The organism is Haemophilus sp. SZY H53, from assembly GCF_054332375.1.
In genome coordinates, this window is the sequence record NZ_JBTGNV010000006.1 from 62,142 (window position 1) to 74,888 (window position 12,747).

Consider the following 12,747-nt stretch of genomic DNA (forward strand, 5'->3'; position numbering starts at 1 on the left):
CGTGATATCTAAATTTTTGATATATAATGTTGAGTTTTCGGCATCTATAGCAGTGCTGTTATCCCCCCCCCAGAAAAATAGAGGAGTGGGTAATATTTGCTGTAGATTTATTATACACTTGGTATCCTGCGTCATCTTTAGCCAAACTAACTATACGAACTGCATCAATATCAATGGTGCTATTATCTTGAAGATTAAATGCTACATTTCCTGAAACAGTCTCACCATCTGCATCAACTGTAGAAAGCCCCTCAGATAAATTGATATTACCGAAGTGAAATTTAAGGTTTGAATCTCTCAATTCAAAAACAGAACTTGCAGGAAAAGCTTTCGATAATGTGAAAGTGCTATTAGGTTTGATTTCTAATGAGGTAGATCCATTAGAAAATCGAGGATCGAGGGAAATTAATGATTCTGTTGGATAATCGTTATCCTTTAAACCATTTTTCAGCCGAAAAGATACACTTGCAAGATTATTTTTATTTGTTAAATCATAGCCATAATCTGAATTAAAATTCATATTTTTTACTTCAGAGTCAGTTCTTTCCGGATTCTTATATATGGTACCTTCATATAGCTTATAATCAATAGCCCACACAGGGTTTACTAATCCTAACGCCACAGCCACCAGACTCACTTTAAAAGTGCGGTTAAAAATTTTATTGTTTTTCATATTAATTCCTTTGGATTATAAAAAAGCCAACTTATTGAATAAGTTGGCTTGAATTTTACCGATTTAATAATTAACCTGCAACAGCGATACGTTTCATATCTGTCATGTAGCCACGTAACTCTTGACCGATTAATTCAACCGGGTGGTTACGGATTGCATCATTTACATCACGTAAGGTGATGTTGTCGATAGCAACTGCTGGTGTTGGTTCACCTAAGTCACCTTTTTGTAAGGTTGGAATGATTTCTTTAGCAAGAATAGGCGTCGCGACGTTAGAGAATAAGTAGTTACCATATTCTGCCGTATCAGAAATTACCACGTTCATTTCGTATAAACGTTTACGCGCGATAGTGTTAGCAATTAACGGTAATTCGTGAAGTGATTCATAGTAAGCTGATTCTTCATAGATACCGCTTTCTACCATTGCATCAAAGGCTAATTCTACGCCTGCTTTCACCATTGCAACCATTAATACACCGTTATCAAAGTATTCTTGTTCAGAAATTTTGATGCCATCTGCTTTTGGTGCATTTTCAAAGGCAGTTTTGCCAGTTGCTTCACGCCATGCGAATAAATCTTTGTCGCCGTTTGCCCAGTCAGCCATCATGGTCGCAGAGAAGTGACTGCTGATGATGTCATCCATATGTTTGTAATATAAGAAACCAAGGCTTTCTTTGATTTGCTCAGCTAGTTCAAATGCACGTAATTTTGCGCTGTTTGATAAGCGATCCATCATTAATGTGATACCGCCTTGTTTTAAGGCTTCAGTAATGGTTTCCCAACCGTATTGGATCAATTTACCTGCGTATGCTGGATCTTTACCATCAGCAACAAGTTTGTCGTAACATACGATAGAACCTGCTTGTAACATACCGCAAAGAATGGTTTGTTCGCCCATTAAGTCAGATTTTACTTCTGCGACGAATGAAGATTCTAATACACCTGCACGGTCACCACCGGTTGCAGCTGCCCATGCTTTTGCAATTGCCATTCCTTCACCACGTGGGTCATTTGCTGGGTGAACTGCGATTAATGTTGGTACACCGAAACCGCGTTTGTATTCTTCACGTACTTCAGTACCTGGACATTTTGGTGCAGTCATTACAACAGTGATATCTTCACGGATTTGCTCACCTACTTCAACGATGTTGAAACCGTGTGAGTAACCGAATGCAGAATCTTTTTTCATTAACGGCATCACATCAGCCACCACTTTAGAGTGTTGTTTGTCTGGTGTTAAGTTGATCACTAAGTCTGCGGTTGGAATTAATTCTTGATAAGTGCCCACTTTAAAACCATTTTCAGTCGCACGTTGGAATGAAGCACGTTTTTCTGCAATCGCTTCTGGACGTAATGCATAAGCAATGTCTAAACCAGAATCACGCATATTTAAACCTTGATTTAAACCTTGCGCACCACAACCTACGATAACGATTTTTTTGCCTTTTAAGTAGTTGCAACCATCAGCGAATTCGCTGCGATCCATAAAACGACAACGACCTAATTGATCTAATTTTTCGCGTAAATTTAATGTATTGAAATAGTTAGCCATTTTTCATCCTTTGTATGATGTTGATTAATGTTTGTATGAGGTTGTGTTTGCATATTTTTTTGTTGTGGTTTGATTATAGGATTTTTTGTTGTTGCGTAAAGTGATATTATAGGAATGTCATGTTGCGATTTATGCAATTATTTTGTTTTTTTGTGAATTGGCATCGTATTTCGCTCGATGAGCGACCTACTTTTTCTTTGCTTGTGCAAAGTAAAAGTAGGCAAAGAAGGGAAAATATTTTATTCTTTCTTTGATTTAAAGTGCGGTTAAAAATTGAATATTTTTCATTATAAAAATAATCTTATAATCAACTTCATTTTAAAATAATGTGCTAATACATCTTAAGCCCCATATAAATCGCTTTTGTGACTTTCAATTTTTAGGCAATTTTCGTCTGTTTGAGCGCAGCGAGTTTAGAAAATTGCCGTAAAGAAAATTGAAACAAAGCAAAGATCAGCGATTTAACTGGGGTGTATTTTTCTTTGCTTACTTTCTTTTGTACAAGCAAAAGAAAGTAAGTCGCCATCGGCGAAACCTGATATTAAATAAAAGAAGAAATTATGGAATTTAACGACCTACAAATATTCATTCACCTCAGTGATACAAAAAATAAACACATCCAACATAACTACTAAAAATAATCTAACATAAATGGGAAAAATTTGGATGAAGTGGGAAGAAATGAAAAAGGCGAAATGAAATAGAGTTACACATAGAGAAAAAGAAAACCCAGCGACTTTTTACGGTCACTGGGTTTGTTTTTTTAGGATTGAGCGAATATATCGAACTGCCGTTTGGCAATTTCTTCTTTCTGCACGCGTTTGACGATTTTGTAGATCCATTGCAAAGATAAACCATACTTCTTAGCAAGGTAGGCGTGATTATTGCCCGTGAACTCGTTGAAAATTTGTTTTTCACGCTCGCAGGCGAAAAGCGACATTGATTTCGGCACATACACATTCAAACCGCCCCAGTTATAGCCTGTTTTCAAAGCCACAATCATTCCGATATTTTCCGCCGTTTCCGCGTCCATTTCAGGGTAACATTCACGCACCGCTATCACCGTATATTTCGCCAAATCTGCCAATAAATCAGGGGCTTTGGTTTGAAAGTCATTATTGTCAAATTTGGCTTCGTTCATCATTTACCTACTCGTTTTTTCCACTGTTTTAACTGCTCAATAATAGCTGTCGTTTGCTCGCTATCTAGCTCACGCCAGTCCGCAATTTCGGCATAATAGCGCTGCACAAACGCATTCAACGCTGCCGAACTGCTTTCATCAGCTACCGCTTTCCACACTGCCCATAATTTCCGCTGAACGGCAGAAAGCTGTGGAATATCACGCGGTAAGCGAATTTTTGCACCTTTTTGTTGCAATATTTTGACCAGTTTCACTAGCTCTGAATAGCTTATATTTTTCGCAGAATTTTGGTAGAATTGCTGAGATAATAGACTTCGATAAGTCTCATCGTCCATTCCTAACTGACTTTTCCCAATATGCACCAGTTGTAATAATCGTTTTCTCATCGTTTCCCCCTTAAAATTGCTTTCAATCTTTGTAAATTACTTTCCGCTTGTGCCTTTTCCTGTGCCATTTCTTCTACACTTTTTGGCGGTGGTGGCGGAAGCTCAGGATATTCACGCTGTGGCAAGACTTCTAGCAGTTGTTTTGGCGTAGGAAACCAATCACAAGTTTGCCCAAGTGTCATAAATGCTGTCTCAAACCGCACCTTATCCAGCTCCATATCCCACGACTTTTTATAAGTGATTACCCGATACCATGCTTCCAGTGTTGGCTGTATCACATCTTCCGTTGGCGAATTTTTTAGGCGTAACAGCAATAACATTGCCACGCCTTGAGCTAGCACAGGTTTTAGCCATTGATTGTTTTGCCCCATTCCAACGCTCCTTTAATTGCGTTCATTTTATTACTTGCAAGCGGTCGATTTTGCTCAGGATTTTGCACAGCCACCGCTGTGCCGATAGGCTTGTAGCCTGCAATAATTTCCAACAAATAACCATGCGACTTCATCGGCAGTGTAAAATTGACACGGCTCGCCATCATTTGGTTAATGGCATAAATCCACGCCTCAGGCGGTGCAGGAAACTCACGCCCATCACGTTTGATAGTCTTAGCCTGTATCATCGGTGTGAGTTCGCCCAGCAAGGTTGCCACACGGTCGAACGTGAGCGAACTTTTCGCAGGACGAAACAGCCCCAAATAACGAATTAAGGCTTCGCCTAACTCACCACTCACCAACAATGCCGCATTTAAGGCATCACTTGCTGCCTTGTTGACAATCAACGCATCCAACGAATGCAACGCTCCACACGCACTACATTTCACTTTCATTTTCGGTTCTCCTAATACAAGAAAACCGCCCGAAGGCGGTTTGGTTTATCTTAAAAAGTAATGCCAAGTTTCATCAAAATCCCCTTCGCATTCTGCACATAAATACTGGCGTGCATCATTTCTTCTTTATCTAGTGATTTTTCAGCCTGTTCCAGCTGAATAATCGCTTGGCGAAGTTGCATTTTTAAGGCATCTAGTGTGGAAATCATTGTCTTTTCTCCCGTTTACCTTGCCATGTTTTGCAGTAGGTTTTGCGCGTGTTGCACCACTCACGTTGTTTGAGTGTTACCGCTTGCTTTGCTGCTTCTCCCCACAATTCACTAGCTCGGGCATAATTGCCAGAACGCTCCATTTCTGCTGCGACTTCTGTTGCTTCGCGATAGGCTTCTTCTAGCACATCGCGGTCGATCTTTGGTCTTCGACTCATTTCCGCACCTCTTCATCATTCGGCTTAATCACAAACTCTTCCACGCCTTCTCGAATAGTTACGCCCGAAATAGAGCGTGCAATATCAGGCTCGGCAAGCATCGCTTCCTTATTGAGCTCTTCTTTCGTGCGAATAAAGCGAAAAAGCCCCAAATTGCGCAGGCTTTCTAAAATGCCGTCAATGCCTTTGGCAACCACTGCTGGCGGTTTGGCACGCCATTGTACTTCTCCGGTGGTAAAGTAAGCCGTCTTCTGTTTGCCGCCGTTAGTGAGCTCTAAACGACGAGTTTCACAAAACGCCTGCACCGCCTTTTGCAACGGCTTCACTTGTTCTTTCAGCGCAGTCAACTGTGCCGTGTATTTTTCATCAACCGCTGCTTTCTCGTCCGCTTGCTGGGTGCTTAATCGCACCTGCTCACGTTCTAAATCGCCGATTTGCTTAATTGCCATCGCCACTTCATCTTGGGTTTGCAAGGTGATTTCTAATACTTCGCTTTTTACTCGTGTTGCTCGTTTAGCCATTGCTTACTCCTTACTAGCGGATATTTGACATTCTTCAACATCAGTCATTAAAACTGCTTTGATTTCAATCATTCCATTTTCTCGATTAAGTTCGAAATGGTCGATTCCTTGCTCAAGCGCTTTTGCCATTACCATTGGATTTTTTTGTGTTTTAGTCGCAAAGACAAAACAACATTTAAAAAATTCTTCTTTATTATCTCTGTTAATAATTTCAAGATTAGTCATTGTTCGTTACTCCTTTCGTGCAAGTGTAAGGATAAAAATCCGCGTTAATTTTTGGGGTTAAGCTGCCGTTGGGCGAGCGGAGGTAAACTACACCGCTGATACAAAGTTCGGCATACGCCCACGTTTGCTTTTGTATCATTCCGTCATCACAGCCAGCCAACAAAAATGCGGTTAAAATTAAGGTTGTTTTTCTCATATCGCCCCCTAAACCTGCATCACTACATCGCCGTTCACTTTCGGCACACCTAAACTTTCTGCCAAGTTCATCGCCGCAGTTAGCAAGTTATTTACTGCGAGCGGATATAACAAGCTGGTGGTGGTTTTATTTCTTCCCACCGCCGTTAAGCGTTGTCGCACCGCAAGGAAAGCATCTTCATCAAAAATATCGCTGAGTTTTTTGCCGACTTTCGCCAAGCGGAATGCCACATAGTTTTCTAACTCTGCATCAAGGGGAGCAAGTTCCACTACTTCACAGCGTTGCACCACTTCGCGCACTTCGGTGTTGCGTTCCGATAGTTTCAGCTTCAATTCAGGCTGACCAATTAGCACAATCGAAATCAGCTTTTTAAAGCCATCTTCCAACTCAAAAAAGCGTTTCAAGTGTTTAAGCGTCGGAATTGGCAAGGAGTGCGCTTCTTCGATGATGAGCACGTTCGAATAGCCCGATTTACAGCTTTCTTTCAACACTTGGTGCAACTGGCGAAAACGTGCCTCGGGCGAACGTTTCACGCTTTGCAATGGGGCAAGGGTGGAAATAATCGCTTCGGCAATATGGGCTGCTTTCAGTGTTTTACCCTTGATGTCGTTGTCTTCCATCGCAATGATGTAAGGCTCAATCACCGCAATTGGGGCGTTTTCTGCTCGAATGCGATCAATCAAATCACGGCGCAGGGTCGATTTGCCCGCACCTGATTCTCCCACCACCGCCATAAAGCCACCGTGCTTAGCGGTTTGATAAAGCGACTCCCGCACATAACGAATGTCGCTGGTGGCGAAAACTTCGTCAGCCGAGCGAATATCGACGGAAAAAGGGTCAATCGGTAATGAAAAATGTTTCTTAGTGGCTGGAAATAAAGCCTGTTTTGCGAGTAACATAATCTCGTCCTTAATCTCTTGTGTTGTTTTAAGGGCGGAAGCGGCAGGCTCGGTCGCCAAACTTTCCCCTGTCGCTTCCTTTTCTAATAGCGTTGCAAGCGGTTGGTTTATCCCAATTTTTTGCAAAGCCGCTATTAAATTCTTCTCAAATGCCGCCCACTCCCGCACCCGCTGATCGTGGTTAATCAACTGGGAAATGGTCGCAGGCGACACGTTCATCATCTGTGCCAACTGTCGCAGGCTCACGCCCTTATCAATCAGCACCTGTTTTAGTTTCAGCATAAAATGCTCCGTTCATCATTAAGCTGCGAGCAACTTCAAATGTGATTTTGTTGGTGTTGGTGCAACAAACTCCGCCTTAAACTCATCAAAACCTAAGCCCAGCAACCGTTCGGCTTCCACCTGTGGCACACCTTGCGGATATTTGCCAGTAATCCATTGATAGCATTCGCCCGTCCACAACTCACCCCAGCGTGCCTTGCCGTTTTTGGCAAATTCCACCGCCGACATTGGCTTTTGCTCCACACGGCGTGCGTTAGTGGTGAGTTCGTGTTCTTGTCCTTTTTTCGGTAAGAACCACGTCAGCTTGCTCTCTTCAATGTGTTTGTAAGGGTTGATTTCGCCGTTGAATAACGGTGCGTTGGCTTTCTTGGCTCGTTTCAACTCATCTTCGGTTTCCACACCATAAGCCAGTTGCTCCGCCTGTTCCTTGTTGGTTTCAAATGCCGTTTTGCGGTGGGCTTTGTATTCTTCGCCGATGATTGCAGCATCCACACGGAAGCCTAGTTCGTTGATTTTCACAGGCTCCAACACCACCCAGTAAGGTTTCAGGCTCATCGTGCCATCATCGGCAAAAATCTGCTCAAAGCACTGCACTTGCACACATTCAGGGCGGTACGGATTTTTGCCCACCGTGATTTTCTCGCCAATTTTCACATCAGGTACATCACGCACATCATATCGGCGATTTTCAAAGCTGATTTCCAACTTATCGGTCACCAATCGCTCGGTGAGTGCAGTAATCATCAGCTCTTGGCAAATCTCACGGCTGGGCGGATAAATCAAATCCTTGGCGTGAATTTTCTGCCACGCAGAATAGCGGGTCATACCGTGGCGGCTATGCACCGCCTTGGCGTTGAAATACCGCATCCACTGGTGGGCAAGCTGATTGAGTTCTGCCAAACCACTCACGTTCATAAACCGCAAACCGCTTTCAAATTGACGCTCTACAATATCATTGCCTTTTTCCACTTGTCCTTTGGCTCGGGCATTGTGAGCTTTCGGCACTTCAATTTTTACGTCTAACTGGTTCAGCAAGTGCGTGAACATTTGCGACGTATTGGCAGAACCACGGTCGAACATCAAAATTTTCGGCACGCCGAAAAATGGCTCGGCAGGGTTATCTTTCTTCTGAATGGCGTTAATAAAGGTTTCAGAAATGTTCTCCGCCGTTTCACCACCATACACATATTCCACATAAATCACGCCACTCGCGTGGTCGGTAATGACATACCGCCACACCCGCTGTGGTTCGACTTTCGCCACATTCGCTGGCTTGTTTTTGTAGAATTGCTCGGCTTCCATTACGCACAACCCATTGCCTTTGCCGGTTTCTTTCAGGTAATACAGCACACACAAAGACGGGTCGATTTGCCAAACGTGGTTCGGGTGTCGGCTTTGCAACTGTACCACTGGGGCAGGGCGTAACAGCTGGTCAGGGTGCAAATTAGCATTGCGTAATGCACGCTCCACCGAACTTGCCGAATAAGGGCGGACTTCGCCTGTTTTCTCGTCCACAAACTCCGCTTTCACTTTGTCATTGGCTCGCAATATGTCTAAAATCCGCTCCAACGTTGCCATGGTTTTGCCATTTTTCCGCCGTAGGTGTAACCACGCCGCACTAATCAATTTCAGCTCGTTCGCATCCATTTGATGTTTCCCCTTGTCTGACCGTACTTTGCGACCACTCGCTGGGCGGTAGGGCTTAATTTGCCGAAGAAAGGTGGCTCGGCTTAAACCGGTGAATGCACAGCCTTCTTCAATAATTTTTTCCTTCTCGCCAAAGCCTGCTTTCTCCACACGCTCGGCATATTGGGCGAGAACGCTCGGTAGTATTGCCATTGCATTTCCTTAACCCACCACTTCCGCATCTTGAATGCGAGCATCAAGCTCAATCTCGTCCAAAATGCTCGTTACACTTTCATCTAACTTGCCGTCAGGCTGATAATCTTCTCTCGCCCATTCAGGTAAGGCTTCGCCGCTTGGCGTATCATCCAACCCAAAGCGTTCTTTGAGTTCTGACAAAATCAACTGATACTCGGCAAGCACACCACTCATAAACTGCTTGTGGTCAATGCCTGTGGCTTCCGTGTGAGCGGTTAAGGCTTCAAAGGCTTGGAAAACTTGTCCGCGTAGCACGGCTTCTGCTTTGTAAGAAATCGCAGCCGCTTCTTCGCGTAACACGCCACCACGTTGTTCAGGCGTTTGGGTTTCAATCGCTTTGGTTTTCTTCGCCAGCTCCAAATCTAAGTGGTTAATCCGCTCATTTTTGGTGGCAAGCACTTTCGCTTGCGCTTCATAATCGTCCGATTTGCGTTTCAACTGGACTTGTAAGGCTTCTTTCTCCTTCGCGTGTTGGGCGGTCAAGTCTTCGATTTTCTCAATCAACTCTTCCTTATCGGTGGTGTCTGAATAATCCGCGTCCACAATTTCCGCTCGGGCTTCTTCAGGCAACTGGCGAAGTTTTCGCATTTCGCGGTAGCCTAAGCCGAGGCGTTGGCTGGTTTCCATAAATTCTTCACCGAAATAGTTAAGGTTTTGTAGATCTTCATAAACCTTCTTATCACTTAACCCACAGGCTTTACAGAAATCAGCAAAATTTCCGACAGTCAGAAGATTTCCGCTATCATCAACAACGCTCAATCCTTTGTATTTCTTGGTTTCTTTGATTTCTTGCAATTTTTTCAAACTTCCGACCGTCAGAAGTTTTTGTACAAAGTTAAAGGCTTTCAATGTTCCCATAACTTCGTAGGCTTCTGCCAAATCTTGTGTCATTGCCTTTGTTGCCAATGCCACCGCATCTTGCTGTTCACTTAATCTTAAATCTGTCATTGTTCACTCCTTAAAAACCGCCCGTCATCACCCGATGGCGCACTTCATTAAACCGTTCATTTACTGCCTGCATATCCTGCTCATAACACACCGCAAGATTGAGCAGGGCAAAACTAAGCGTCCAGTTGCCTGTGGGCAGTTTGCGCAAAAAGCCCTCGCTTTCTAAAATTGCCGTAGCGCGGGTGATATTCACCGGTGTTTCATCAATCGCTTCGCACAAATCCTTATTGCTTAAGCCGTCCATCGTTCGCCCTTTCAGGGCTTTTAAAATCCGCAACGCACGCTGCGTGCCGTTAATTTTTTCTTTCATTTGGCTTGCCCTGATTTCATAAACTGCGGTACGTTTTCCGCCTGTTTTTGTTGCTCAAGGGCATAAGCCTTTTTGTAACCTTTGCTATTCCAGTACTTTTTCAAATACCATAAACATAATTTTTCTAACATTTTCATTTGATTTTTCTCCCTGTGGTATCCTATTGGCTCTCTCAACTTCCAAAAGGAAACCCTATGACGGTAATTAAATTGCCGATAAAACGGCTCACCGAACTCGAACAACGAGTAAATGAACTAGAAATTCACGTTCAAAATCTCGATACAGAAAATCGGCTTTATCAATCTATTCTGGCTTCGCTGATTTCCATCTTGCCCAACAATGAACGCCAAGCGTGGATTAAAGATTTTGAGACTCTTTACGAACTCGGCTTGGACGATGTGGAAAACGCGCTGCCATCTCCCCAAAAACGGAATAACAGATCCGTTTATCTTAACCAACTACTATCTCTTTTGGATAAGTAGCTTCCTTTTCTTCAACAGACAGGCTGTCAGGCTTGTCTGATTTCTTTTCTTTCTGCATAAAATCTCCTATTGTTTTTATAAAGAGCGGTCGATTTTTCGCTGTTTTTTCCAAATTGTTAAAGAGCAGGTTGCGTGATTAAGCCGCCGCTTTGTGGTCTGGGTTAGGCTTTAAACCCAACAACACCGCCGTTTTATGGGCTTCGCCCCAAGTGCCTTTCAGCTGTCCGCGAAGTAAATCGGAAATCGCTTGCTGATCCACACCAAAGTGCCTTGCCCATTCGCTACGGTTAATCCCGTGCAGTAAGAAATAAGCCCTTGCACTCTCTAGCGTTTGTGGATACGGCAAGGGATGAAATACCTTGTTTGTCATTTCTTCTCCGTGTTGTTTTGTGGTAAATTATGGCAATCAATTTTTATTTGCTTGGGAGCGTAAAATGGAAAATCAAATTGCCGAATTAAAAAACGAAATTAAACAATTAAGAACCGAGCAAGAAGAACTCACACTTCTTTTATCTACTCAATCTCTCTTACTAAATACTGTTGCTTCTGCCGCATTAGGCAGTAAGGAAAAACAAGCTGTGAGCCAAGTTATTCGAGAGATGTTGGATACCCACGCCGTTTTCGCTGTTCAAGGACGCGTGCCAGAAGTTGTTCAAAATCGTCTAAAGACGTTTGCAGATTTAATGGCTCAACAGGCGGGTGAGCAATCTCCCGAATAACCTTTGCCACCTGTGGCTTTTTCAAAAAATAAATCAATAAACGGCTGAACATAAATGTCTCCTTCTTTCTGTTGGTTTATGGTTCGTTTGTTGTTGATGTGGTAAAATATAACGGAATAATTCCGAAATAACAAGTGAAACTTCCGAAAAACCCAAATTATTTTCGGATTATTTCCTGTAAAAGGCTAAAAATATGACTATTGGGGCAAGAATTAAGCAATTACAGAAAGAATTAGGTTATTCAAGTGCAGAAAAATTTGCAGAGGCTTTAGAAAAAACGACCGCTTCACGCTTAAGTGATGTTATTAGAGGTAAGCAAAAACTGCCTGATGACTTGATGTTTGAACTAATCACCAAGTTTAATGTGAATGCAAATTGGATTATTGCTGGAATAGGAGATATTTTTATCGGAAAAATTCCGAATAATGAACTTTCACCCTCAGAACAAATCCTGCTCGAAGACTACCGCGAAAGCAACGAGCAAGGCAAAGAAGCCATAGAGAAAACCGCAAGTGCTTTGGCGGCGAAAATCAACCCGCAGCACCGTTCTCGCACCACGATGAATATCGGCAACGTAGAACAACAAAACAACATCGAACACCTTGCAGGCGGCATTCATTTTAATAAAGGAAAATAAATGGACGTAAATATCAACAAGGTAGAACAGCTTAATCACATCAATCAAGCTCACTTTCATCAAGCCGAAAAAGCGATTGATAAAAACAGCCCACACATCGTGATTTGCCCACAGTGCGGCGGAGAAAGCTACCGCTTCAATGAATACTGCTACAACGGCAAATGCACCTTTGGGATTAAGCAGTATTTCAATGAACAAGAACAGATTGCAGAGCAACGTGAGCGAGAAAGACAAAAAGGCTTTTGCTCTTTAATTGGCTTAGTCGGTTTTGTATTAAGTATTGTGATTAGCTATATCGGTTCACAATACTTTCATTCGCCCAAAATGACATGGTTCTTTTTCGGCGGCGTTCTATGGCTTTTCATGTGGCTAAAAACAGCAGAACAACAGTAATTTATTATTAAGGAAACCGAAATGAAAAAATCCCTAAAATACATCGCTTTCGCCCTACTAGGCGTGGCGGCTGCCGTATTTGCCAAAGAACAATTCCAATGCGAAGGCAAACGAACCTGTAAAGAGATGGATAGCTGCGAAGAAGCCCGTTTCTATCTTACTCAATGCGGTGTCAGTAGCCTAGACCGCGACAAAGACGGCGTACCTTGTGAAAGTATTTGTGGTGGGAAGAAAAAGAAATAAGGACTT

General features: G+C 42.9%; 22 protein-coding genes. 5 read left to right on the plus strand and 17 right to left on the minus strand.

The window, feature by feature from the left end; genetic code table 11:
* Nucleotides 1-58 precede the first annotated feature (58 nt).
* The 16 genes from ACXVWB_RS07060 to ACXVWB_RS07135 form a co-directional block, all read right to left on the minus strand.
* Nucleotides 59-673: a hypothetical protein gene (locus tag ACXVWB_RS07060; RefSeq protein ID WP_289902418.1), complete on the minus strand. Its 615-nt coding sequence runs from the start codon at nucleotides 671-673 to the stop codon at nucleotides 59-61.
* Nucleotides 674-743: 70 nt separating this feature from the next.
* A complete protein-coding gene (gene ilvC / locus ACXVWB_RS07065; RefSeq protein WP_049356828.1) occupies nucleotides 744-2,225 on the minus strand; it encodes a ketol-acid reductoisomerase in 1,482 nt (493 codons plus the stop codon).
* 763 nt (nucleotides 2,226-2,988) lie between these two features.
* Entirely contained in the window at nucleotides 2,989-3,366 is a 378-nt protein-coding gene (locus tag ACXVWB_RS07070) for a Mor transcription activator family protein (RefSeq protein WP_458485298.1), read from the minus strand.
* Complete coding sequence (locus tag ACXVWB_RS07075) at nucleotides 3,366-3,752, minus strand: phage protein GemA/Gp16 family protein (protein WP_458485251.1); 387 nt, start codon at nucleotides 3,750-3,752, stop codon at nucleotides 3,366-3,368. The genes ACXVWB_RS07070 and ACXVWB_RS07075 overlap by 1 nt, the downstream gene beginning before the upstream one ends.
* Entirely contained in the window at nucleotides 3,749-4,123 is a 375-nt protein-coding gene (locus ACXVWB_RS07080; RefSeq protein WP_458485252.1) for a hypothetical protein, read from the minus strand. The genes ACXVWB_RS07075 and ACXVWB_RS07080 overlap by 4 nt, the downstream gene beginning before the upstream one ends.
* Complete coding sequence (locus tag ACXVWB_RS07085; RefSeq protein ID WP_458485253.1) at nucleotides 4,099-4,578, minus strand: hypothetical protein; 480 nt, start codon at nucleotides 4,576-4,578, stop codon at nucleotides 4,099-4,101. The genes ACXVWB_RS07080 and ACXVWB_RS07085 overlap by 25 nt, the downstream gene beginning before the upstream one ends.
* Before the next feature lie 50 nt (nucleotides 4,579-4,628).
* Nucleotides 4,629-4,787 (minus strand): hypothetical protein, encoded by a 159-nt coding sequence (locus ACXVWB_RS07090; RefSeq protein WP_458485254.1) that lies wholly within the window; start codon nucleotides 4,785-4,787, stop codon nucleotides 4,629-4,631.
* Nucleotides 4,784-5,005, minus strand: coding sequence for an ANR family transcriptional regulator (locus ACXVWB_RS07095; RefSeq protein ID WP_289902035.1), 222 nt, complete (start codon nucleotides 5,003-5,005; stop codon nucleotides 4,784-4,786). Before ACXVWB_RS07095 ends, ACXVWB_RS07090 begins: the two co-directional genes overlap by 4 nt.
* Entirely contained in the window at nucleotides 5,002-5,526 is a 525-nt protein-coding gene (locus ACXVWB_RS07100) for a host-nuclease inhibitor Gam family protein (protein ID WP_458485256.1), read from the minus strand. The genes ACXVWB_RS07095 and ACXVWB_RS07100 overlap by 4 nt, the downstream gene beginning before the upstream one ends.
* A gap of 3 nt (nucleotides 5,527-5,529) precedes the next feature.
* On the minus strand, nucleotides 5,530-5,751 hold the full coding sequence (locus tag ACXVWB_RS07105; protein WP_458485257.1) for a hypothetical protein: 222 nt from the start codon (nucleotides 5,749-5,751) through the stop codon (nucleotides 5,530-5,532).
* On the minus strand, nucleotides 5,744-5,947 hold the full coding sequence (locus ACXVWB_RS07110; RefSeq protein ID WP_458485258.1) for a hypothetical protein: 204 nt from the start codon (nucleotides 5,945-5,947) through the stop codon (nucleotides 5,744-5,746). The genes ACXVWB_RS07105 and ACXVWB_RS07110 overlap by 8 nt, the downstream gene beginning before the upstream one ends.
* Nucleotides 5,948-5,955: 8 nt before the next feature.
* The gene (locus ACXVWB_RS07115) at nucleotides 5,956-7,128 is read right to left on the minus strand and encodes an AAA family ATPase (RefSeq protein WP_458485260.1); all 1,173 of its coding nucleotides are present in this window, start codon (nucleotides 7,126-7,128) and stop codon (nucleotides 5,956-5,958) included.
* An 18-nt stretch (nucleotides 7,129-7,146) separates the two neighbouring features.
* The gene (locus tag ACXVWB_RS07120) at nucleotides 7,147-8,967 is read right to left on the minus strand and encodes a transposase (RefSeq protein ID WP_458485261.1); all 1,821 of its coding nucleotides are present in this window, start codon (nucleotides 8,965-8,967) and stop codon (nucleotides 7,147-7,149) included.
* A 9-nt stretch (nucleotides 8,968-8,976) separates the two neighbouring features.
* Nucleotides 8,977-9,957 carry a hypothetical protein gene (locus tag ACXVWB_RS07125; RefSeq protein WP_289902029.1) on the minus strand — a complete coding sequence of 327 codons (981 nt, stop codon included), beginning with the start codon at nucleotides 9,955-9,957 and terminating at the stop codon, nucleotides 8,977-8,979.
* Nucleotides 9,958-9,967: 10 nt separating this feature from the next.
* Nucleotides 9,968-10,267 (minus strand): helix-turn-helix domain-containing protein, encoded by a 300-nt coding sequence (locus tag ACXVWB_RS07130; RefSeq protein WP_289902028.1) that lies wholly within the window; start codon nucleotides 10,265-10,267, stop codon nucleotides 9,968-9,970.
* Complete coding sequence (locus ACXVWB_RS07135; protein ID WP_289902027.1) at nucleotides 10,264-10,404, minus strand: hypothetical protein; 141 nt, start codon at nucleotides 10,402-10,404, stop codon at nucleotides 10,264-10,266. The genes ACXVWB_RS07130 and ACXVWB_RS07135 overlap by 4 nt, the downstream gene beginning before the upstream one ends.
* A 57-nt stretch (nucleotides 10,405-10,461) precedes the next feature.
* Here ACXVWB_RS07135 and ACXVWB_RS07140 point away from each other — a divergent pair, with 57 nt between their 5' ends.
* Nucleotides 10,462-10,749 (plus strand): hypothetical protein, encoded by a 288-nt coding sequence (locus ACXVWB_RS07140; RefSeq protein ID WP_458485262.1) that lies wholly within the window; start codon nucleotides 10,462-10,464, stop codon nucleotides 10,747-10,749.
* Nucleotides 10,750-10,885: 136 nt separating this feature from the next.
* Here the strand turns inward: ACXVWB_RS07140 and ACXVWB_RS07145 are convergent, their stop codons facing one another.
* Nucleotides 10,886-11,119 (minus strand): DNA-binding protein, encoded by a 234-nt coding sequence (locus ACXVWB_RS07145; protein ID WP_032827590.1) that lies wholly within the window; start codon nucleotides 11,117-11,119, stop codon nucleotides 10,886-10,888.
* Nucleotides 11,120-11,183: 64 nt separating this feature from the next.
* Here ACXVWB_RS07145 and ACXVWB_RS07150 point away from each other — a divergent pair, with 64 nt between their 5' ends.
* The 4 genes from ACXVWB_RS07150 to ACXVWB_RS07165 all read left to right on the plus strand — a co-directional run bounded on the left by ACXVWB_RS07150 (nucleotide 11,184) and on the right by ACXVWB_RS07165 (nucleotide 12,741).
* Nucleotides 11,184-11,468 carry a hypothetical protein gene (locus ACXVWB_RS07150; protein WP_315568765.1) on the plus strand — a complete coding sequence of 95 codons (285 nt, stop codon included), beginning with the start codon at nucleotides 11,184-11,186 and terminating at the stop codon, nucleotides 11,466-11,468.
* A 193-nt stretch (nucleotides 11,469-11,661) separates the two neighbouring features.
* Entirely contained in the window at nucleotides 11,662-12,105 is a 444-nt protein-coding gene (locus tag ACXVWB_RS07155; protein ID WP_458485263.1) for a helix-turn-helix domain-containing protein, read from the plus strand.
* Nucleotides 12,106-12,498 (plus strand): hypothetical protein, encoded by a 393-nt coding sequence (locus ACXVWB_RS07160; protein ID WP_315568767.1) that lies wholly within the window; start codon nucleotides 12,106-12,108, stop codon nucleotides 12,496-12,498. It abuts the gene before it with no gap.
* A 21-nt stretch (nucleotides 12,499-12,519) separates the two neighbouring features.
* The gene (locus ACXVWB_RS07165) at nucleotides 12,520-12,741 is read left to right on the plus strand and encodes an excalibur calcium-binding domain-containing protein (RefSeq protein WP_289902022.1); all 222 of its coding nucleotides are present in this window, start codon (nucleotides 12,520-12,522) and stop codon (nucleotides 12,739-12,741) included.
* Nucleotides 12,742-12,747 lie beyond the last annotated feature (6 nt).